The following is a 20,968-nucleotide window of genomic DNA, read 5'->3' as shown; positions in this document are numbered from 1 at the left end:
ATACCCGCTCATGATAGCTTCTAGTCAATTACTCGTTTACATACTGAATAACACTCTTCAATATGTGAATTACCAAGGTACTTCATTGCTGCAAAACTAATTCCAGCAGAAACGGCCTGTCCGACGAAGGGGATAAATTTTGCAACTTGCTTTATCGCCACACGCACTCCTACTTTTTTAAGTAATAGCACAACAAGTTCTTTCGTTATTACTTTTCCTATTAATTGGCTTCCGATTGAGGTAATAATAACAAGGATTTTCGCTTTAATTGCTGAATCAAGTTTTTCAATCTGTTCTTGCGATAAACCGAATTTCCGATTGATTGCAGGCAAAAGTTCTAACATGATAGCTACGTCTGCTACCAGATCAGCCCCTGGCACTGGAACTATGGCTATTGCAGCTGATGATGTTGCCCTCTTATTTACCATTGATTTGCATTCGTCACGAATCCGATCTAATTCTTCTATCGTTCTCGGAATCATATATTTGGCATCTTCCTTTCCTACCACTATTGTTCTTTACGCATCTTTTGCTATTGGATGTTTAATAGAATGTCTTTCATCACCAAGACGTGAATATTCCCCCATCTTTTCCCTCTTGGAAATAGAATTTTATAAAAGCATCTGTTACAATGGCTTCAATATTCTCCTTTAGTTGAATTAGCAACTATTTCGCTTGATACTAGAGAGCAAGCGACCAATGCCGAGCTGATAACCAATGGGAATTTCTTAGGCATATTTTGTCTGATGCTCACTTTGATTACCTCCAATTCATTTATTTTATACAGAACGGTAATAAGATCAGATGCTGGATATCTACTAGCCCATAACTCCTATAAATACCATTTGTCTAATCATACTCCATTTTGTTTAAATTTGTCATCAAAAGGAATATCTAACTTTTTGCTCGCTTTTACATTAAATTGAATCTTGTTTACTAAAATGACTGACTTTCACTTATGTCTATATCCCTCCTGTCGTGTCATTCTTTCTCTATGTCCTAAGTAATTTGAACTATACTTATAAGTATATCTCAATTGAAACTAATGGTATATATTTTGAAACTATTAGTTTGTTAAATAAACCCTTCAAATTAACTACTGTTAAGTGATGGAGGGATGCATTTATGGACTATCGTTTACTAGGCGCTCGGTTACGTCATGAACGGCTCAAACAAGATTTGACACAGGAAAAGTTAGCAGAGAAAATAGAGGTTTCCCATGCATATATCGGACAAATCGAGAGAGGAGAACGTTCACTAACACTGGATACACTTGTCCGACTTGCCAATCAATTAGGCGTTACAGTGGATGATTTGCTTCAAGAATCTGTTGAGAAAAGCAATGAGCATTATGTCAATAAAATTAGACAAATTGTTTTGAATCGCTCCGAGAAAGAACAACAATTGGCACTGGAAATGGTAGCTCTGATGTTTTCACATCTTGATAGACTTTCCTCCGATTGAATTTGATGAAAGTCATCTTGCCCCAATATCCATCAAGCCTTTCTCTCTCATACTGACAAAACAATGCCCTCCGACAATAATGTGGTCAAGTACATCAATGCCAATAAGTTCACCAACGCTGACAAGACGTTTTGTGATTTGAATATCCTCAGTACTCGGTTCAGGGTTGCTGCTCGGATGATTATGGCAGCAGATAATGGAGGCACTATTCCGTTTTATAGCCGCCCTGAATACTTCTCTCGGATGAACCAGTGAAGCATTCAATGTTCCAATTGAAATGATTTCTTTTGCAATGACATGATTTTTGGTATTTAAAAATAGACAAACAAAGATTTCTTTTGATGCGTAACGTAATTCAAACTCCATAAGGGAAAATACATCATTCGGAGTACGAATGATAACAGGCTCGGGCAAAGGCGCTGCAAGTTCCTGGACTAGTTGCACAGCGGCGATAATTTGCTTGGCCTTAGAAACGCCGATACCCTTGATGCTTATTAGTTCCTGTTCGGTTACATCGATTAAAGTAGCCGGATTCGGATAACGTTGAATCAATTCTCCAATTAAATAACTATCGGCTCTTTCTCTAAGTGTGTTAGCCAACAAATTTTTATAGTTTTGTGTTCTTACAGTGTTCATGTTAAAATTACCTCCATAATATCAATTTTAGAAACATAAAAAGAGCAGAAGTCATGACTCCTGCTCTAAATTACAATATTTAATTTCATGCATTTAATGATAAAATAATTACGGATAAGATCACCTGCTTTATGTGAAGACAGCAGTAGCAACAAGGTATTAAATGGTCAAGATTTTGGTCAAGAATATTCTGCTTTTATAACTCGGATGTTAAGGGCTAATTTGGTATCCATGCCCCGAATCCCTTGATACGACTGGTTTTTTGTCCGATAGAAGCTAGTTACAAGACAATGGTTCTTATCTTGACAGGGTAGGGGTCAGTGGTTCGAGCCCACTACAGGTCATACAAATAAGAGTCCGAGAATCGTTGATTCTACGGGCTTTTTTTATGTTCTGATACACTCTATCCAATTAAAATAACGCCCTTTCAGTGAAATTGGCATCGAACGTTCCAAGCACTATGATGCCAAGGAGAAAGCATTATTTGTTGGTCAACGTGGATCAATCACACGAACAAGAGTAGACGTTATTATAAAGGATTATTGCAAGACATGTGGCATAGACGCAAAGAAAGCACACGCTCATGCATAGGCACAATACGGCGCTTAGATTGATTGATAACGGCTTAGATATTGGTAGCATTGCCGATGGTGTTAGGGTATAGTACACTTTGATACACCTGTTTTTTGCCTTGATGCTTCTTCTTTAATAACAATAGCAAGCCTTTCCTTTCGAACTTCTCCAGCATAATCATACTCCCAATGCGTATAACTCTTCCCCGTTTCCTCATCTATTGATCCATATCGACCGCCAAGAATTAATTTATAAACATCTGATTCATCTATCCAACACTTTCATCCGCTGATTTGAACAATTCCATACCAGCAGGAATATGTCCAGCTTACAAAACAGCTTGTACCGCTGCTTGACGTTCCTCAATTAAAACAGTAAACGTTGATGATTACAAAAGTGATCCAGCTAAACAAATCTTAATCTAATTTTCAATAAACTCAATCTTATTAAAATCGAGCACACATTCTAACTCGGTTTGTACTATTACACTAGATGTAAACAATTCATTATACGGTGTATCTGTAAAATCCATTCTACTATCTCTTTTCCTCCATTGTTCATACACCTGCTGAGTAATTTCAAATGGTAGCAAAGGTTTTATACTACGCTTACTATGTACAACAATTAGTTTATTTCCATCTCTAGCAATAACTACATTATTCTTATATACCAGCTGTAAATGGTTCTCTTTGTTTATCTGAAATACGCTCATACGTTCCCCTCCATAAAAGGATTATATGTTAAATAGTCATTGGCATCAATGGATATTTAGAATCATTTTAGAATCGTACTCTTTGCCAAAATCAAATTGATTTCCACATGACTCATAAAGTAGTTGATACCATGTTTCATATTCATCAACAACTCATTTCCTCTGCCGACTTAGACAATGCTATGTTCTTTGCCATTTTCTCAGCAAAGATATTTATTATGCAGGTAATCGTCCATGCACTTACACAAACGTACGTTTGAATTCAAATAAATGCCCTTAATCCAATTGTCTCACTAGGGGCTTTAGTTTTAAAAATCGGTAAATTTGATAAATGAAATAGACGGCGCAATGACGCTACCGTCTTTTTGATGATCCCTAAGGAGGAAACGTAGAGCATTCGGAGGAACGATCTTACACCACAGCCTATGAAATCTTCCGAGCTGGGAACTTGTCGCTTTTACAGCTCAAGCACCCATTTTGGCATCTGTCCAATCACGCTACCGCTGACATTCATAACATACAGAAGATAAAATGAAAGGAGGAGTAACCTATGGGTCTTGGAGTTGGTGGAGTTGGTGGAAGCTGCGGTGGTTACGGTTTAGGAACTAGCACAGGCGCTATTCTTGTACTATTCATTCTGTTGGTTATTATCAGCACTGCTTTTATTGTTTAAATTTTTGTTAACCACCTCCCGATTGATTCAGGAGGTGGTTACTACCTACCTTTTTTGTCTGAACGTTATACATCAACACCGTTCTACCGCATCAGCATGACAGTCTGCTTCCATAATCCCCCTTTTAAAAGCTTTATCTGGCTAATTATAGTCTCCGAACAGACCCTTGCGATACAACCAATCCAATGCAGTTGCAAGTTGCTCCTCATGCCAATCATATCCATCCCGATGCACTAATTCGATACCTATAAGCCCTCAGGCATGTATCAAAAGTCCATAAAATAGTGAGCAATGAGAGGATGGTGATACCGATGAGCGAAATATATCATGCTTGTAGAAGCTGTCTAAATTGTCGAGTTCGTGTTTATATGAGATCCGGGGAAATTTATGAAGGAACAGTAGCTGATGTTGATTCCAACTATTTATATTTGGAAGGAGCCTCTGCCTCGATTTCAAGTAAGAAAGCAAAGGTTAATGGATTTTTCAACCCACTTATAACAACTCTTGTATTATTCGATCTATTAGCAATTGCTTTACTGGTATGATTGGATGTAAACGAAATGGCTTCACATTGTTATAGAAGTGAGGTGGTTGGATGGCTCGTGTAAAAGCTGTCCGTCAGCACGATCTAGTATTGATCAGTTGGACAAGAAACCCGCTGGTTCCTGGTTCAGCACGCAGGATTGTTTCTTCACGTGTTATTGGAAGTGCTCAACCCTGTAGAGCTAGTTTGGCGCCCAACCGATTGCTTATCAATGCCTTTAACTGTTTATTAGACAATGACATCGGCTTTAAAGTGGTCTTTAGAAAAAATACTTCCAGCATTAGCGGCTTCGTATTGTTAGAACGCAATAGATAGTTATTTTGTCAAGGGAGGGCTCATCGCGGCTCCCTTTTTAACTTATTGTGCGATCTTCCTCTCGATCGTTTCAAATCCTTTCGTGTCATTCCACATTTGTTCAAACTGTTCTGTAAAGGATTTGGCGATTTCAGGTTCCCGAATGACCATAAGCACTTCATCATTCGACGTACTGGCCGCTTTGGAGTAGTTGAACGATCCGGTGGTAACGACCTTCTTATCGGCAATAGTAACCTTCATATGCATGAGTCCATTGTGCTTGTTGACCTTCATCGGGATACTGGCACTGCCCAGTACTTTCATTGCTTCCGCCTGTACTTTGCCATCGGATTGAACCTTATCTGTGATGAGCCGTGCTGTTACACCGCGATCTTTAGCTCCTTTGATCGCTGCTACGATATCCGGATGGGTGAGGCTGTAGATCGCGATATCAAGAGTTTGAGTGGATGCATTAATAATATCGATTAAGGCTTTATCGGGATGCTGGTCAGCACGCGTGAAGTAGGTTTCCCCTACCTTTTGCCCTGTTGTTACTGCGGCCTGCTGAGCTAACGCTTGAGTTGGTTGATTCACATCTGGTTTTACAATAACCCTTACTGTAGAATAGCCTACTATCACAATAATACATACCAACGTTATACGTCCTATTATTTTTTTCATCATACACCCCTTAGAAGCTGATAGAAATATTATGACATGAACCTAAATTTGCATGCAAACAAAAAATGCCCTCAATCCCAAAGGAAAGAGGGCTTGATCCTGTTGGTGCATTCAATTGGGCGAACTGTTCGCATATACCGCTGCGCCTATTTTAAAGCAGACAAGGATCACAGCCCATAAACAGCGCATAGGCTGTAATTATCTAAAGCAAAGAGGTGAAGGCTACATGGCTTACAATCCATACTTATACCCTTATGGTCAAAATCCGATATACATCAATCCATATCCTTACCCATACCCTTATTATCACCCTCATTACTACCCACCGCATTACCATTATCATGGCGGTCACTATGGTTACTATGGTCATGGCCATGTTCATGGTGGTGGACATGGTGGACATGGCGGACACTATGGCCATAGAGATGATGCAGGACAAGAAAGTCGCGGGAACTTGAATTGTTCTAGCTCCAAATGATTTTTGATTCATATGTTGCTCCTATTTGGTTTGGGTGTGATTCTGGGCATCGTTGAAGCACTCATTGAGGCGTAAATATGGGTGAAATCGCTGGAATTAGCGGTAGTTGTCGCACATTTATCTAATCATAGTTAAACCGCCTTCCTCTATTGGAATGGCGGTTTTTATTTTTTCCTAAAGCTTACTTTTTAGTTAAAGAGCTCAAATCAATAAAAGGCGTTGCGCCGCCAGTCACGGTTGGTAACTTTCCATCCCATTTTTCTAACGCTTTTTCTTGAATTTCTATCTGCTTCAAATTTATAAGGTCAGGCGTAATTTCCAGCTTTTTAAGTCTCAAGGATTCTGCCTCTGCTCCTGCTTGTGAAATCTTTTGTTTGGCTTCAATTTCAATGCGTTTAAGATCATTTTCAGCCTTTAGTGCTTGTTGTTGGGCGACCTGCTTTGCCTCAATAGACTGATTAAAGGAATCTGAAAATTTAAAATTCACAATGTTGATATCATTGATAACCAAATCGTATCTCGCCAATCTTTTGGAGAGTAAGTCACTGACTTCTCCCGCGACCAGATCACGTTTCGTAATTAAGTCTTCTGCAGGATATTTAGCCGTCACTTCTTTAATAATCTCTTGTATGGCTGGAGAAATGATCACCGTATCATACGATCCTCCAATATTGTTCATCAAATTAAAGACTGCAGCTTTATTTACAGAATAGTTTACTGCAACGTGCGTGGACACAGGCTGCAGATCTTTTGAGGATGCCGATGTATCTGTTTCAACCTTTGTGATTTGCGTATTTATTTGAATGACTGTCTGAATAAAGGGTACCTTCATATGAATACCAGGCGACAGGATCTCATCATTCAGTTTCCCAAAGGTTTTATACAAACCCAAGTGACCGTATTCAACAGAGGAAAAACTATTCAAAGCAAGTATAACTGCCAAAATAATTCCAGCAATCCAACCAACTATTTTATTTATGTTAGTCGGCTTGTTACTGTGCTGCTTGCTTGCATTAATAACTTCCATGTCTCCCTTACCTCCACTTGTATTCTTTTTGTGTTGTAATACGCAGCTTTATCCAAAGCGTTTCATCATTAATCATTTTTCATGAAGCCTTTAAACTGCCTATACATAGACTTATGACGGTGTGGAATTGTTTTATACGTTTTCAAGTAGAGAATAGATGGTAAAAATTGAAATCTAGTGATATAGTAATTTATGTAAGGAGACTCTTTCTGGAGGGATTATTAGTGACATATCAAAAGATTAAAAGGCTTGTAGTTGCTATTGCATTGGTTGGACTTTTTGCTAGTATTCCCATAACAGCTTTCGCTCAAAGCTCAACCCCTCATGCAACCAAAGAAACTACCAAACAAACGATTCAACAGCAAGAGAAAAGCTTAGAAAAAGACATATCCGGTATTCAAAAATCCATAGATAAAACAAAAGCACTTCTTGATTCCGCAACAAAATCCAATAAAACAAAAAAAGTTAAGGAATTGAAAAAAAATCTCAAAAGCTTGGAACTGAAAAAAAAGAAATTGCAAGATGAGCTTGATGCTCTGAAAAAGAAAACAAATTAATAAGTATATATTCCGGGATCTGTCGTGACAAACGATAAGATCCTTTTTTATTGCACCCTTCATGAAGCCAGGTAGACGCAAATCAGACCCCCACCAATGAAGTGATGAGGGTCTGACCATTAAGTTAGAGAAAAGGGGTACTCACAGATTACCTCTCCTAAATTAAGCTAACCTTAATTACCCCTGAAGGCTATATTAAATTTGGAGAGACAAACGGAGGTCCTCCCTACATAAATAAGTCATGTTACGACAACAGCATTCGAGCGACTTTTCATTTAACACCTGCTAATCTAATCTATGGAAATTGATTCATCGGGAGGTTGAACTATTGATAGTTGAGATCGCAAAATATGTGTTCGTTACTGCTCTTTTCGTTGGATTTGTGTTAGTGAAAAGGGCTTGACTGTCCGAAATACATGGAGGTGCTGAAAATGAACATTCCAAATGAACCACCTTTGGGCGGGTCTACTGAAACATCAACAGATCTTGACTTACCACCAGCAGAAAAGAACGTTGATTATGAAATTGAATTTGTCAAAAACCAAAATCGAATTATGTCTTTGTGGAATGAAATTATCCAATAGCCTGCCTCCGCCAAAACAAGTGATATGACGACAACGGTATTCGAGCAACTTTTCAACCTCCTTCTGCTACTCTACTAGAATAGACTGCTAAAAGGATGGGATTGTCATGCTGTATTTCTTTCAAATGATAGTATCGATGTTTGTATTAGGCTGTGTGGCCCTTGTCACTATATGGACCCTCCAAGCCCTTATTAATAAGTGATCAATCGATTAGAAACCAATCCTTATACGATATCGGCAGCGCAATCAGCGATTCCTCTCCATAAAGGGGAATTTTTTTTGTTTTCGGTTAATCCTCCTCCACCTGTTCAGCACGTAAGGGTTAACTGCAACTTTTTGGTAAAATTCTGCGTCTATTTACTATCATAAGGAAGGAGTCTCTTCATGAAACCCTCAGTGCTTTGTATGTTTGGTGTAGCATCACTTGGTTTTGCTTTTGCAGGAAAGGGTATATGGGCATCAGCTCCTGCAGTCGGTTGGATGCTAGCTGTGTTCTTTTTTTCAGGCGCTTTTTTTGTTACTCTTAAAAATCGGAAGTAGTATGAGGAATATGCGGAACGATATTCCATCCCTCACGTATAAAGGTTATGAAAGTTTAGGAGGATCGAAATGTTTAATAGATTAGTTATGATTGGCATCTTGGCTGGAATGACATTAATTACGGCTGCCTGCGGGGCGAAGCCAGCTCCGATTGAAACCAAACCCACTGTGGAAGAGCCAAAGCAGGTCGCGGCTGCACCCGTTATTGAGGAACAAAAGCCGGAGGTTAAGGAAGCTATACCGCCAGCGAAAGAAACTCCGAAAGCGGCTCAATTTAAAATCGCAGAGGACAAGAAAAACGAGAAACAAAATGGACGCTATATTCGTGTTACTACCGATTCGACTTCTGAATCCGACTTCAATGATATTATTAATCAGGTGAAGGCAGATTCCAAAGCTTACGATGCCGTTTGGTTAAACATACATGATAACAGTGCAAGCCCTTTTGGTAAAAACATAGCTACAGCCAGATTTCCTATAACTCAAAAAGGAATTGCCTTGGTCGGTGCCAAAAATAAAGATGATGTCATCCTGGAAGTAAAATCGGTGACTGGAGCAAAAACACCAGCCGAACCTAAGAAACAGAACAATCCCGCTCCCGCAGCAGCCAACAAAGGCTGGGAAAGCGATGTGGATGAAATCGCAAAATCCAAAAGAACCGAAACCGAAAAGTTTGACGAAATTTCAAAATTGGCAAGAATTTATCAACCGAGCCAACAAGAATTAAAAGTTTTTGAATCGTTCATCGTAGCGGAATTTAAAAACGCCAAATATTTAAGTGATGTAAAAAACCACAAATATATGCTGAGTAATGTTTTTCGAGCTACGGTGGTAGAAAGACAATATGATGATACAGAAAAGCAGCCCATCGATGCATTCGCCCTGGATTTTTTACAAAATACCAAGAACACGTACCGTGGGGAGGCAGTAAGCAGCGCTTCTGTTAAATCCAATGAAGAACAGATGAAAAAAACGTTAGCCAAAATAAAATAAAATAACACCATTAATCCCATTCATATTAACATTATAGGAATTATATGTTATCATTTTTAAGATTTACATCAACCAAGGGAGTGTGTCTCATGCCGATCACCACATTTAAAGCGACAGCACATTTACAAGAAGGCGTAGTAGTCAAAGTGCGTTCCAGAGATTTTGAATTTACAATCGATGAACCCAAAAGCTTAGGCGGAACGGATACGGGTATGAACCCTGTTGAAGCGGTACTGGGTGCATTGGGAGCATGCCAATCCATCGTGGCCAGAGTATACGCCAAAAAGTTTAATATTCGTCTTGATGATTTTTGGGTGGAGGTTGAAGGAGACCTCGACTTGGACGGATTTTTCAAAAAATCAGACGTTCGCCCCGGCTATTCGGATATTCGTTATAACTTTCATATCAAAACCGACGCTCCCAAAGAACAGGTTGAAGAGTTTGTACAATTTTTGGAACAAACCTGCCCGGTTGGCGATACCCTTGCGAACCAAGTCAATCTCAAATTAAACGGCATTATTATTGAAAATTAAGCTTAGCTCACTGCCTACCCTACATAAAAGCATGAACCCCTTCACTGTAAGGGGTTTTCGCATTGTCAGCAATCTATTCAAGCATGCCAAAACAGCCAAATTATCTCAAGGGTCGAGAATTGGGTCAAGATCTCATTTCATGAAGCAGCGCCTTAACATATTCCCCCAGCTTGATGCTGATTCTGGCTTTCACTACATCGCGCATAACGGAAAACGGATACTCATAACCACGACATAGATATTTATAGTGCAGATCCTCATCCGGGCGAATGTCTTCGAATACTCTGATTTTCCTGGCCTTCAATTCATTTTTATTTTTGACCATTTCGGCATGAATACGATTCATGAGAATTTGCGTCGCCGCTATGTAATATCTGCGAAGCAGGTTGGTTGACACTTCAAACTCTTTGCCATTCCTCTCTATCATGGTAAGCATCATAGGCAGCAAAATCGAATTGAGTATCATCTCATGCTCCTCCTCCGTCGGCTTTTGCACCTGCTTTACTTCCGGCTCGGGATTTTGTCGCGCAATCAAGGCTTCCTTGTGCTGCGGCAGCATCATCCGTGAAGACTCCCAGCGACCGTTACCTTCCAGTTTTTTGCTCATTTGTAGTGCCCTCCGATTTTAAGAGCTCTGTGCTGTGCTTGACCTGCTTTACTTGCTGATGAAGCTCTGATAATAGCCGCGCTGCCAAATCTGTCCTTGATGAAATCAGTAGCTTTCTCCAGTGCCCGCAGCCTTTCTTGATCCTCGAATAAGGTTAGCTGGTATTCTTCATCTTTCACCAGTCCGCTTATCGTCACCCCTGCTCTGCGAACCGGCATCCCATCCCAGAAACGATAAAACAGGCTGCGTGCGGCTTCGTAAACTTTGTTCGTATTGTTCGTAGGGTCCGGTAATGTCGTTTGACGCGAAAATCCTGTCGGTGCATCAAACGGGCTGCACATACACCCAACCGTAACTGTCGAGCCCATATATTGCTTACGCCGCGCATCACGGCATATTTCTTCCGTCAGCTCGAGCAGTATCTATTAAACTATGAGCATAATTATATATGTGCATTATTAGTCAGTATAAACCCTTGATATATCTAGATATTATACTTATTTCGACATATGTGCCTATGAGCATAAATGGTGAGTTAAAATGATAACAAAGATATGGTATCATATGAATATTGTGTCGAAAAATATGAGCATAAATCTGAGCTAAATTAAAAGCAGGAGAATTCAGATGAACTATAATAATTCTATTGTCCCCTTTTCAAGAAAGATTGACGAGTTGCGTTTTAGTGTACAGAGCGTACGAATCGAACTGTGGAGAAGATATCGAGACAGCGAGCCTGTCATTAATAAACATGCTGTAATCGTTTTACAGAATAAAAATAATGGTAGACTGTGTATTCATCCTCTTACAGAGTTTATATTTCATTATTGGAAATATAGAGCTTACAATTCCCAAAGGCTCCATGCCAATTATCTTTGCTCTTTTTTAAATTACATACTTATCGAAAATCGAATAAAATACAAGCTTCCATCTTTGCAAGAGCTTCAGTTTTCCCATGGCACTGATTTTTTGAACGAGTTGACGAAAAAAGAAAGGTCAAGAATGACGGTTAGAAAGGCGGAAAGAACACTAACATCATTCTATGAATTTCTAGTGAAGAAAAAACTACTGATTCATATTGAGGAAAGTGCCTTTAAAAAACAAAACCTTTACGGAAATTCGAATCAAAAATACACTGTTTCCCCATTTAAAGGGGTTATCATGCCACGGAATAAACAAGGCCATATAGCACACGATTTACCAGAACAATATATTTTACCTTTGATTGAAATGGCTGTGAAAATGGCTAACCCAATTGCCTTGGGAATTTACATGCAATGTTTTGGGGGAATTCGCCAAGGGGAACTTGTAAACATTCGAAGATCCGATGTAATTTCAATAGGCTCCTTTGGAGAATTTGGTATAGTGATTAAGCTACAACAAAAAAATATGAGAACAGATATTAAAGATAGCTCCGGTTCAAGTGGTGTCAAGAAACCAAGAAGGCAAATTGTCTTTCCCATTCAGGATTGGCTGCAGTCGCTATATCGATTCCATATAGGAGCTTATACTCCTGAGGATGGATCGGATGCGTTATTTGTAAATCGGGATGGCAAAGCCATGTCGGGACAAAGCTACAGAGCCTATTTCAGTAAATTAAAAAAAGAATTTTTGAAGCAACTCAGAAAATCCTCTAATCCAGATGATATCGTGTACGCTGTCAAGCTAGAGGAATATAAATGGTCCACTCATTTAGGCAGGGGCATATTTACAAATCTTCTAGCCGAAGAAGCTGATAATCCTTATGATATCGCTTTGCCAAGAGGAGATTCCAATCTCTCTTCATCTTTAGTTTATCAAGGAAATACGGAACGAATGAGAAAAAAACTAGAGAGCCGAATGCAACAATTGTACGACAATTACTTACCGAATTTAATAAAAAAATAAATGATTTGGAGCAAATGAATAATGTCTTATTTAACTCCTATTGAAGCAGCGAAAAATCTGGAGATGGGGTATAAAAACCTACTTCGATTGGTAAAAATCGGAACGTTTAAAGGCGCTATAAAGGTACAAGGTTCGTGGCAAATTCCTGTGGAAGCTGTTGAGGATTACAAGGCATCACTTGACATTATTCCAGATGGATATTTAACCGTTACCGAAATTGCCAAACGACTAGATCTAACCGAATTGTGGGTTGGCAGACTCATAAAAAGAGGATCATTCTCGGATGCGAAAAAATATAGAGGCTCTTGGATCGTACCATCAATGTCTATAGATGAGTATATCCAGTCTTTCTCTTCACCTGCCGGATATCTTTCCTTCGCAGAAGCGGCTGAATATTTATCTGTTGGCCAATCGTGGATAAGTAAATTGGTATTTAATAACGTTTTAACCGGAATTGAAGTCATCGATAGCATCCGTTACATTCGAACAGAATCTGTGGACAACTATTTAAAAACTATTTCACTACCCGAAGGATATCTTTCCGCCCATCAAGCTGCACAAGAATTGTCATTAAGTACTGCAGCTATAAATTCATTAGCGAAAAACGGAACATTTCAAGGTGCAAAAAAACAAAAGCTACCCTTTCATCACGCGGGATGGATCATCCCTATGGAAGCCGTAAGTCAGTACAGGGAGTCAACTTCTGTCCCTAATGATCATGTTCCTATCCAAGATATTGCTACTCAATTAGGGGTAAGCAAATCTTGGATTTATCAATTATTTCGGCAAGGTGTGATACATGAAGGTATAAAGCACAATAACGAGTGGATTATCCCCGTTGAAGAATCGAATAAATTTGTTGAACGGGTAAGAAAAAGACAGCAGGAATTAGCGGAACTATCGACTCCGCTCGACTTATTTAAATACAGATTTGCTGAACTAGAAGTACCTAAACCATTGCAAAAAACAATGATGCTTTATCACGAATTTGTTACTTTGAAAATCAATAGCAGTCATGCTAATAGCCAAACGATTCACAATAGGGCTTTGGAGTATATCAGTACATTAAAACGCTTATTGAGCCTATTAACGACTGAAGTGTTTCTACTTAATGTAGAGCAATTGGACCATATCTTTCAAAATGCTGGAATGGGGATTCGAGACAAGCGAACCTTTATCTACTTTTTAGAGTTTTGCTCTGGTAAAGGGCTATGTTCATTCTCAAAAAGTTATGCTGTTACTTCCTTACCCGTTGAAGAGAGGAAAATGTATAGCCCAGAACGGTTTTTAGACTATTACAATTATGTGAAAGATGTAAACCTTCACATCGATCAGGCCATCCAAAGCAGGGATTATGCGGTAACATGGTTATTCATATTAATGCATGTCATTGATGCGTGGAGGCCATCGGATATTATTAAGCTGCCGAACGTTTCGCTGGAAGTCTGCAACTTACAGACCTTCGATCAGCTCAGGGAAACGAAACTATCACTGGAGCAGGCACAAGCTGTTATTAACCAATTGTATAAACGTGTAGAACGAATGTACATTAGCAAGACCGGCGCTCTGGGTCATTTCCTTGTGAATCAAGATATGATCATTCCGACAGCAACTGTATTAGTTATCGCTGAAATCCATCGCAGAAGTACAGAGGATCAACAACTCATTAAGATTGGACAAAGAAAATTCGTTGTTTTTGAAAAGGAAACCCATTTCCGGTCCTTTTTCGATAAACGATTGGACCTTGTAGATTTTCAAAGTCGGAAAATGAATAGAACGCTTTTGACGTACTTCTTTTATAGCGTAATGGAAGGGAAAGAAAATGCAGATATCGCATATGAATTGTCTCAACAAGTCCGGGGACATACCAATAAAGATTCGACTGCAACATACATTCAAGCATTAAACAGGGACGGATCCTTGGAGCGTGTGAGTCTGAACTTGTTTAACCGGGGGCATTTTGGATGGCTATATCATCATCTTATTTCTCTTTCTACGCCTGAAGCACCACATTTAGAATTAGAGCATCGTACCGCTTTGATTGAACAGTTTCGAAAGGAATACAGCCCTTACCAGTTGGAACAACGAAGCTCATTCTTAACCCGCCAGCAACAAAATAAAGATTCTTTGGCATTGCGGTTGTCGAATCTCGCTGAAAAGGATTTTAGTAAAGTGCTGATTAAAATCTATAAAGGTGAAATGCCAGCCAAACTGCAGCACGTGCAATGCATAACTTATCCGAATTGCACTTCTCCAACCGCTACGACCTGCTTGCATTGTGAAAACGCGATACCCAAAAAATATGTCCTGATTTCTATCCATCATGAAATCGATCGATTGGTCGCATCGATTCAAAAAACCGAGTATCCAGCCGTTCTCGTCAGAGATAACAAGTTGTTATTTCAAATCCTAGATCTTTTAAGTCAGGCAGTACAGCAATTCGGTAAAGTCTTCGTTCAAACCTTTATTAACCTTAATAACGTAAAACAAAAAGTTCTATCGATTCAAAATTTAATTAATGAGGAAGTCTGATGACAAAATTCCATTCAGCGCTACAAAGAAGAAAAACATTAAATGAATTAAGTGACAAATATATTTTGGAAAGTATTGAGTCAGTCACCTTTAGAATCGAAGAACTTCACGATTATCAGGAAATGTTTAAAGAACTAGCACAAAATGGGGTGATTGTGAACGGAAATTTTGAGGATGCCAAGTGGCTTGCTGTGAAAGAATCCGGTAGGTGTATTTTTCAGTTTGATTGTGAAATCTATGGTGTAATCAATACGGCCTTGAAATGCTACTCCATTCAAAAAATGTATAACGGTATTAATACACAAACCGTTCGACAAAACGTAGGTCAAATAAAGGAGGCAATACGGATTACCCGGGGGTTTCAGTTGGATCATCTCGCCCAACTAGAAGGCGCATTCAACCATTTCAAAGGGCATAAACAATTTGGTTTTGGCATCAGTATTAGAGAGTTTCTTATTTTCTATAATCATACCCATGCAGATGTATATTGCGACTTGTGCCTAAATTACAATACGAAAATTTCGAATGTACGCGAATTGCCAAATTATCGCGATATCTTGCTTTTCGATCTTGCTTTGGATAACTACTTCGAGGCTTGTACTTCTGATGAGGAGAAACTGCAGTATTATCCTATCTTTTTATGGTGGAGGATTACCCGTGTAATTCCCATGCGCCCCATTGAATTCTATTCTTTACGGAGGGATTGTGCTACGAAAGATGCTGGAGGGAGTTACTGGATGAATTTACCCAGAAAAAAGATAACCGTTAATCATCCAGGAATGCTTGAGGTCACGGACACCGTCCAAGTAAATCAGGAAATCTATGAATTCATCGAAGATTATAAACGAATAACCTCAGCTTATTGCGTGGACTCGCCATATTTAATATCGTATAAGGCATATAGAAAATACGTTAGAGTGAAAACGAAGGAAACAGCACGAAAAAAAATGGGAGCTTCACAATTTATTAATTTAATTGATCGATTTTATAATGATATCATCTCCTCAGAGTATGGCGATTTGGAGAGAATAAATCCAGGCGACACCAGACATTTTGCCTTTTGCAATATGATGCTGCAGGGGTTTAATATGTTAAGTATTGCGCGCTTAGGAGGGCATAATCAGTTGGAGACCCAGTTGCATTACCACAAGCATCTAGATCACTTTGCCCAGTCTTTTGTCCATCATACGGCACAGACGTTGCGAATGAAACGTAAAAACCTTTGGAAAGAAGAATGGGATGTAGGAACTCATGCTGTTATTGCCAAAAGCAGACTGTACCAAGCCAGCGATTTTCCAGAAAAATATAGAGTTGATCATGGTTATTGTACCGATCATCCTGCTCGCTGTCAGGTTGGGGATTGTCGTTTTTGTGAATTCTATTTCTTCTCCCCAATAGACCAAAATGAAGGATTGTCCTGGTTGAGAGATTGTTCTGATAAACTAGAAAGCAGATTAAAAGAACAATTGGAACTCATGAGATATGTCACTAAAACCATGAATTACGATTGTCCAACCATGACATTCCAAAAAACAGGTCAGGAAAGGCTATCCTCAACTTGCAATGAACTAAGAAGAATAATGGACCAAAAGGCCATGATTGATTCTTATCTACTGGAGGACGAATTGTGAAAAAAGGTGCACCACCCAAATATACAGATAAACAACTAAAAGACATCTTGTTAAAATATATTTCAAGGAACCCCGGGAAAAAGGTTAATCCTTCCCTTTTAGAAAAGGAGACTGGCATTAATCGATTTATTTGGACAAGAAGAATGTCTGCACAAATCGCAAAGGTCAATGAGCCATCGCAGCAGGAAGTTACAGCGGCCACAGCTTCACTTCCCTTGCCAAACGTTGTTGAACTCGTCGAAACGTACTGGAATAACAAGACAGGCTTGATTAGCGCATTAGGGCATTTCAATGAGATGCTAAATGCATTGTATCAAAAGGCCAAGAATTATGATTCTACAATTAAACAAAATCAAGAATTATCTGCTCAGTCATCTCAAAAAGATGACCAGATTAAAAAGCTTGAAAATGAAATTAAACTACTTAGAAAACAATACCTGGAAGTGGCTGTGAAAAGCACTTACAAGAACTTTCAGGAAGAAGAAGGGTTAGAAAAAATAGTATCTATTACCAAAAATAAAAAAACCGAAAACCGTGCATTAAATGCTGATATTGTAAAAATGTATCCTGAGTTATTTGATGATAATGATAAATCGCAATGAAGTATTAAATGAGCACGAGCCTCATTTCTTAGAGTAGAATTAATTGAATACAGACTTCTACATGTTCATAAGCAAAAAACCAACACTTTAAAGAAATTGTAATGTGTTGGTTTTTGTTTCATTAATGTACGAGTTCCTTACTCAAGTCAATTCTGTATAACGAAGGCTATTTAAATTTAACTTAACATTTGATCCTTTAACTCATCAGCTAACTTTTTCGAACCACTCAACCCTTTTACATACTTTAATGGACCGTCCGTGGACCATTCAACAGATAATTTATTCACATATTTTATGATTGCTGATACATCTACTTGTTTTTTGTTATCCTTTAGAGCAGCAGCTAAAACATAGCTTCCGGCAATGGATAAGGCATCAATAGATACGATATGAGTTACCCGGTAACTTTTGTAATCTTTCCATTCATAAAGAAATTTATCACGTAAAGCATTATAGTAAGTAAGAGCTAAGGTAAGTTGCTCTTCTTTAGGCAAGCTGTTTATGCTTTCGTTTTTCAATAAATAGTTCAGCGTCCGATATAAATTCTGCAGTGTTACATGCCTGCCTTTAGTCCGTTTCCCGATAATACTTCCTATCAAATTAAAAGGGCTCTCTTTTCTTATCATCATTTCTGTGGCCATCCAACTAATATCATCCGAATCGCGGCGTAGAAATTTACTTAAAGATGTGCCTATACCTTTTGCTTTTGTATTAATTGTATCAAATAGTTTGATTTCCTCGTCTTCATCCAGGCTATGAAAGGCAAGAAACGGAATGTTGATATCAGAATTCGTTTCGCGCACGTATTTTTCTATTCCACCCACACGATGCTGGCCGTCCATTAACGAAGCTCTTCCTTTGCAGAGCAATCTACCGTAAGATGGGCGCTGCCTATCATAGCTAGAAAACTCCCAATTAGCTCCTGCATTTAATAATATAGGTGTAAATAAAGCCTCTTCACCTTTTGATAAGTAGTTGGCAAAGTCTGCACATCTTTTAGCATCAACGGGTCGCTGATACCCCTTTCCAGAGGGATGATCAAATGGTTTGACATAAATCAGATTTACTCCAACAGAAGCAGAAAAATAACTTTGATATGCAACCCTCCCCCGCATTTTGCACTGGAGAACATTTTCAATAACATACTGTTGTGGAAGAGTACTCATGCTTTCGGCTCCTTGATAGATAGTATACAGCAATAATAGATGTTATAAGATATAAAATCAAATGGATATATATGCTATAGCTATCTACAATTTAACCCCTGACTAACCTACTCTGAAAAAGAGGTGGTCAGGTTGTCCAAAATTTCAAAACATGTTGGATTTCAAATAAGGAATTTCCGAAAAAACAGAGGACTTACACAGGAACAGCTTGGAGAGCTTGTTCAACTGCCGCAACCATATATTGGTGGTATTGAACGTGGAGAAAAAAATATTTCTTTGGAAACACTCGAAAGAATCGTTGAGACTCTTCGAATAGAGCCTAGTGAGTTGTTTAGTGGCTATAATTTTACTGCTTCGGAGTATGAAAAATCTAAATTATTGGATTCCATACATGTTTTACTTAAACCATGTTCGGAAAAAGAATTAATATTAATTAAAAAATTAGCACAGGTAGTCATTACAGAGGGTCATTCGGAAAGTAAAAAATAATGGTGTTGATGTTTGGAGAAAATAAAGTATTATACTGATGATGTTGAATTTACACGCTTTTACCCGAGAAATTGTGTTCCTTTCAAAAATAAGTTTTAGACTATACCATTCTAATAAACAAAATCCAGCCAAAACACAAAAATGAAGTGTTAGACTGGATTTTGTTTATTAGACTCTAAACTCTTTTAATTGTTAGGTAATAAAGTTGAGACCTAAATCTTTAAGCATCACTACAAAATATGTAGCCTACAGTTAAATAAGTCCAATTATCTTTCCATATTATCACGAACCAAATACTCAATCAGAAAGGACCGATATATCCAACCTGATATGTTGCAGCAGTAATATAGGTAAGCATAAGTGTTTTCTGATCAAAGATAAATGAAATTGTGAGCACATTATCATTATTAATAATCTCATGAGGCGAAAAACGCGGAATTATTTCCCCCTCATATTTTTCGTATAAATAGTCTAGAGATAGACCATTTCCATAACCAAGAAATCCTGCAGTTCCATAATCCCGAAGAATGTCATAAAAGGTACTTTGTCCAAGTATTGCTCCTTTCGAGGTTTGAAATTGTTTCGTGTTCTGATAATACTCATCTATTTTCCATCCCTGCAATATGTCACTTTCATTGTAATGTACACTAAAGGACGTATATCTATAGTGGTGTTCATTATATTTGCGTATCGGAATGTCATAATTCACTTCAACCCATTCTCTTGTACTTCCCAGACTAATAGAGACTTCTTTTTCCATATCTATCAGATTAAAATCCTCTTGGGTAACAGGTGCTATGACGAAATCGGGCAACTCCTCTGATTGAGGCACTGGCAGCAGAGGCAAAAGACTAGGATCCGAAAGTACTTTTGGTCGTTCTTGAAGTCGGGATGCCCCCTTCATTATCATACTTCCAATCCATTCTACTGCTTCAGAACGCGTCAATAACTCATCACCAGCGAAGCCCTCTACGGTCTGTTCACTTTTACCCTTAGCTAAGGATTTACCAAGCAAAAAGGTAATTGCATTGTTTCCCTCATAGTTTTCTCCCTGAGCAGAAGTAATAATTTCAGCTGCCTTTAAACGTGTCATGGGTACAAATCTGGCTTCGGAGTGAGCATCATCAGTGACCGGATAATTCCACAAACTTGCAAGTTCATAAACGGCTTCCACTGAATTTCTTGCTCTATCTCTCGTCTTGGGATAACCATACGCGTGACATAAAGCTTTGAGAAATTCAGCCTCGGTTATTGGTTGATCAGGTTTGAACGTCCTATCCGGATACGCTTCGAGCATCCGCTTACGAACCGCCCAGTGCATCAATAATTCATCGCCGCGCCCGGAAAGTTCGGAAGGGTCATAGCCAAGGTTTAACCATCTCGCTTTTGTCGGATCGGATAAATTCTTTAGGCTTAAATCTAAAGTGATCATTTCAGCGGAATACGAGAAAGACGGGCTCGTATTCTCGGCTGCCCGAGAAGTGAGACCGAAAAATCCACTCCCCAATATAAGTCCTGCTAATGTTAATATCTTGAATTTAAAGTACAAGCTAGTGCTCCCCCACCTACCACTTATTATATGAATAATGATTAATATACCATAGACCAGCATATACTTTAAGATTGCTGATTTAACGAGGGGTAGTACCAGCGTTGCTGACACCACCCGCAAACGCATGTATATAAATGTAAGAACCCTCCAAGTATGGAGAGTTCTTTTTTATGAGTGGTGTAGAGTACTAGCGGCAGCCTGTTCGTTTAAAAC

General features: G+C 38.8%; 21 protein-coding genes and 1 pseudogene. 12 read left to right on the top strand and 10 right to left on the bottom strand.

Annotated features, from left to right (window positions below; translation table 11 throughout):
• Positions 1-20: 20 nt before the first annotated feature.
• Positions 21-509: a hypothetical protein gene (locus LRL21_RS18980; protein WP_240417379.1), complete on the bottom strand. Its 489-nt coding sequence runs from the start codon at positions 507-509 to the stop codon at positions 21-23.
• 616 nt (positions 510-1,125) lie between these two features.
• Here LRL21_RS18980 and LRL21_RS18975 point away from each other — a divergent pair.
• A complete protein-coding gene (locus LRL21_RS18975; RefSeq protein WP_240417378.1) occupies positions 1,126-1,464 on the top strand; it encodes a helix-turn-helix domain-containing protein in 339 nt (112 codons plus the stop codon).
• Between the two features lie 12 nt (positions 1,465-1,476).
• Here LRL21_RS18975 and radC read toward each other — a convergent pair whose 3' ends face one another.
• From radC to LRL21_RS18960, 3 genes are all read right to left on the bottom strand, one after another.
• Complete coding sequence (radC, locus tag LRL21_RS18970; protein WP_240417377.1) at positions 1,477-2,100, bottom strand: RadC family protein; 624 nt, start codon at positions 2,098-2,100, stop codon at positions 1,477-1,479.
• A 653-nt stretch (positions 2,101-2,753) separates the two neighbouring features.
• Positions 2,754-2,918, bottom strand: coding sequence for a DUF4062 domain-containing protein (locus tag LRL21_RS18965; protein WP_240417623.1), 165 nt, complete (start codon positions 2,916-2,918; stop codon positions 2,754-2,756).
• 176 nt (positions 2,919-3,094) lie between these two features.
• Positions 3,095-3,385, bottom strand: a complete 291-nt coding sequence (locus LRL21_RS18960; protein WP_240417376.1) for a hypothetical protein — start codon at positions 3,383-3,385, stop codon at positions 3,095-3,097.
• A 550-nt stretch (positions 3,386-3,935) separates the two neighbouring features.
• Here LRL21_RS18960 and LRL21_RS18955 point away from each other — a divergent pair.
• On the top strand, positions 3,936-4,058 hold the full coding sequence (locus tag LRL21_RS18955) for a sporulation protein YjcZ (RefSeq protein ID WP_240417375.1): 123 nt from the start codon (positions 3,936-3,938) through the stop codon (positions 4,056-4,058).
• 901 nt (positions 4,059-4,959) lie between these two features.
• Here LRL21_RS18955 and LRL21_RS18950 read toward each other — a convergent pair.
• Positions 4,960-5,580: a phospholipase D-like domain-containing protein gene (locus LRL21_RS18950; protein WP_240417374.1), complete on the bottom strand. Its 621-nt coding sequence runs from the start codon at positions 5,578-5,580 to the stop codon at positions 4,960-4,962.
• Between the two features lie 212 nt (positions 5,581-5,792).
• Between LRL21_RS18950 and LRL21_RS18945 the strand changes: the two genes are divergently transcribed.
• Entirely contained in the window at positions 5,793-6,035 is a 243-nt protein-coding gene (locus LRL21_RS18945; RefSeq protein WP_240417373.1) for a hypothetical protein, read from the top strand.
• 201 nt (positions 6,036-6,236) lie between these two features.
• Here the strand turns inward: LRL21_RS18945 and LRL21_RS18940 are convergent, their stop codons facing one another.
• Positions 6,237-7,082, bottom strand: a complete 846-nt coding sequence (locus LRL21_RS18940; RefSeq protein WP_240417372.1) for a prohibitin family protein — start codon at positions 7,080-7,082, stop codon at positions 6,237-6,239.
• Between the two features lie 224 nt (positions 7,083-7,306).
• Between LRL21_RS18940 and LRL21_RS18935 the strand changes: the two genes are divergently transcribed.
• The 4 genes from LRL21_RS18935 to LRL21_RS18920 all read left to right on the top strand — a co-directional run bounded on the left by LRL21_RS18935 (position 7,307) and on the right by LRL21_RS18920 (position 10,289).
• Positions 7,307-7,639 (top strand): hypothetical protein, encoded by a 333-nt coding sequence (locus tag LRL21_RS18935; RefSeq protein ID WP_240417371.1) that lies wholly within the window; start codon positions 7,307-7,309, stop codon positions 7,637-7,639.
• Between the two features lie 431 nt (positions 7,640-8,070).
• On the top strand, positions 8,071-8,223 hold the full coding sequence (locus LRL21_RS18930; protein ID WP_240417370.1) for a hypothetical protein: 153 nt from the start codon (positions 8,071-8,073) through the stop codon (positions 8,221-8,223).
• A 609-nt stretch (positions 8,224-8,832) separates the two neighbouring features.
• A complete protein-coding gene (locus tag LRL21_RS18925) occupies positions 8,833-9,756 on the top strand; it encodes a hypothetical protein (RefSeq protein ID WP_240417369.1) in 924 nt (307 codons plus the stop codon).
• 89 nt (positions 9,757-9,845) lie between these two features.
• The gene (locus tag LRL21_RS18920; RefSeq protein ID WP_240417368.1) at positions 9,846-10,289 is read left to right on the top strand and encodes an OsmC family protein; all 444 of its coding nucleotides are present in this window, start codon (positions 9,846-9,848) and stop codon (positions 10,287-10,289) included.
• A gap of 124 nt (positions 10,290-10,413) precedes the next feature.
• Here LRL21_RS18920 and LRL21_RS18915 read toward each other — a convergent pair whose 3' ends face one another.
• Both LRL21_RS18915 and LRL21_RS18910 read right to left on the bottom strand, forming a co-directional pair.
• Complete coding sequence (locus LRL21_RS18915; protein ID WP_240417367.1) at positions 10,414-10,896, bottom strand: YhjD family protein; 483 nt, start codon at positions 10,894-10,896, stop codon at positions 10,414-10,416.
• Positions 10,893-11,318, bottom strand: a pseudogene (locus tag LRL21_RS18910) (DinB/UmuC family translesion DNA polymerase); the annotation flags it as partial. The pseudogene LRL21_RS18910 and the gene LRL21_RS18915, both read right to left, overlap by 4 nt.
• A 205-nt stretch (positions 11,319-11,523) precedes the next feature.
• Between LRL21_RS18910 and LRL21_RS18905 the strand changes: the two are divergent.
• The 4 genes from LRL21_RS18905 to LRL21_RS18890 are packed head-to-tail and all read left to right on the top strand — an operon-like array spanning position 11,524 to position 17,548.
• Positions 11,524-12,783, top strand: coding sequence for a site-specific integrase (locus LRL21_RS18905; protein WP_240417366.1), 1,260 nt, complete (start codon positions 11,524-11,526; stop codon positions 12,781-12,783).
• Between the two features lie 21 nt (positions 12,784-12,804).
• The gene (locus LRL21_RS18900) at positions 12,805-15,315 is read left to right on the top strand and encodes a helix-turn-helix domain-containing protein (protein WP_240417365.1); all 2,511 of its coding nucleotides are present in this window, start codon (positions 12,805-12,807) and stop codon (positions 15,313-15,315) included.
• The gene (locus LRL21_RS18895; RefSeq protein WP_240417364.1) at positions 15,315-16,946 is read left to right on the top strand and encodes an integrase; all 1,632 of its coding nucleotides are present in this window, start codon (positions 15,315-15,317) and stop codon (positions 16,944-16,946) included. The genes LRL21_RS18900 and LRL21_RS18895 overlap by 1 nt, the downstream gene beginning before the upstream one ends.
• Positions 16,943-17,548 (top strand): hypothetical protein, encoded by a 606-nt coding sequence (locus LRL21_RS18890; protein ID WP_240417363.1) that lies wholly within the window; start codon positions 16,943-16,945, stop codon positions 17,546-17,548. Before LRL21_RS18895 ends, LRL21_RS18890 begins: the two co-directional genes overlap by 4 nt.
• A 176-nt stretch (positions 17,549-17,724) precedes the next feature.
• Here the strand turns inward: LRL21_RS18890 and LRL21_RS18885 are convergent, their stop codons facing one another.
• Positions 17,725-18,714, bottom strand: coding sequence for a DGQHR domain-containing protein (locus LRL21_RS18885; protein ID WP_240417362.1), 990 nt, complete (start codon positions 18,712-18,714; stop codon positions 17,725-17,727).
• 132 nt (positions 18,715-18,846) lie between these two features.
• Here LRL21_RS18885 and LRL21_RS18880 point away from each other — a divergent pair, with 132 nt between their 5' ends.
• Positions 18,847-19,203 carry a helix-turn-helix domain-containing protein gene (locus LRL21_RS18880; RefSeq protein ID WP_240417361.1) on the top strand — a complete coding sequence of 119 codons (357 nt, stop codon included), beginning with the start codon at positions 18,847-18,849 and terminating at the stop codon, positions 19,201-19,203.
• 301 nt (positions 19,204-19,504) lie between these two features.
• Here LRL21_RS18880 and LRL21_RS18875 read toward each other — a convergent pair whose 3' ends face one another.
• Positions 19,505-20,635 carry an S-layer homology domain-containing protein gene (locus LRL21_RS18875; RefSeq protein WP_240417360.1) on the bottom strand — a complete coding sequence of 377 codons (1,131 nt, stop codon included), beginning with the start codon at positions 20,633-20,635 and terminating at the stop codon, positions 19,505-19,507.
• Positions 20,636-20,968 lie beyond the last annotated feature (333 nt).

It is taken from the genome of Paenibacillus periandrae, assembly GCF_022458865.1.
Taxonomy (GTDB): Bacteria; Bacillota; Bacilli; order Paenibacillales; family NBRC-103111; genus Paenibacillus_S; species Paenibacillus_S periandrae.
Note: the sequence above shows the minus strand (reverse complement) of the source record. Positions and strands in the feature narration are given on the sequence as shown.

What these genes read in the sequence shown, in the direction of transcription:
- LRL21_RS18930 (WP_240417370.1), top strand. Translation starts at nt 8,071, where the DNA reads ATGAACATTCCAAATGAACCACCTTTGGGCGGGTCTACTGAAACATCA.
- LRL21_RS18895 (WP_240417364.1), top strand. Translation starts at nt 15,315, where the DNA reads ATGACAAAATTCCATTCAGCGCTACAAAGAAGAAAAACATTAAATGAA.
- LRL21_RS18900 (WP_240417365.1), top strand. Translation starts at nt 12,805, where the DNA reads ATGTCTTATTTAACTCCTATTGAAGCAGCGAAAAATCTGGAGATGGGG.
- radC (WP_240417377.1), bottom strand. Translation starts at nt 2,100, where the DNA reads ATGAACACTGTAAGAACACAAAACTATAAAAATTTGTTGGCTAACACA.
- LRL21_RS18875 (WP_240417360.1), bottom strand. Translation starts at nt 20,635, where the DNA reads ATGATCACTTTAGATTTAAGCCTAAAGAATTTATCCGATCCGACAAAA.
- LRL21_RS18940 (WP_240417372.1), bottom strand. Translation starts at nt 7,082, where the DNA reads ATGGAAGTTATTAATGCAAGCAAGCAGCACAGTAACAAGCCGACTAAC.
- LRL21_RS18920 (WP_240417368.1), top strand. Translation starts at nt 9,846, where the DNA reads ATGCCGATCACCACATTTAAAGCGACAGCACATTTACAAGAAGGCGTA.
- LRL21_RS18950 (WP_240417374.1), bottom strand. Translation starts at nt 5,580, where the DNA reads ATGATGAAAAAAATAATAGGACGTATAACGTTGGTATGTATTATTGTG.
- LRL21_RS18925 (WP_240417369.1), top strand. Translation starts at nt 8,833, where the DNA reads ATGTTTAATAGATTAGTTATGATTGGCATCTTGGCTGGAATGACATTA.
- LRL21_RS18960 (WP_240417376.1), bottom strand. Translation starts at nt 3,385, where the DNA reads ATGAGCGTATTTCAGATAAACAAAGAGAACCATTTACAGCTGGTATAT.
- LRL21_RS18975 (WP_240417378.1), top strand. Translation starts at nt 1,126, where the DNA reads ATGGACTATCGTTTACTAGGCGCTCGGTTACGTCATGAACGGCTCAAA.
- LRL21_RS18915 (WP_240417367.1), bottom strand. Translation starts at nt 10,896, where the DNA reads ATGAGCAAAAAACTGGAAGGTAACGGTCGCTGGGAGTCTTCACGGATG.
- LRL21_RS18905 (WP_240417366.1), top strand. Translation starts at nt 11,524, where the DNA reads ATGAACTATAATAATTCTATTGTCCCCTTTTCAAGAAAGATTGACGAG.
- LRL21_RS18885 (WP_240417362.1), bottom strand. Translation starts at nt 18,714, where the DNA reads ATGAGTACTCTTCCACAACAGTATGTTATTGAAAATGTTCTCCAGTGC.
- LRL21_RS18955 (WP_240417375.1), top strand. Translation starts at nt 3,936, where the DNA reads ATGGGTCTTGGAGTTGGTGGAGTTGGTGGAAGCTGCGGTGGTTACGGT.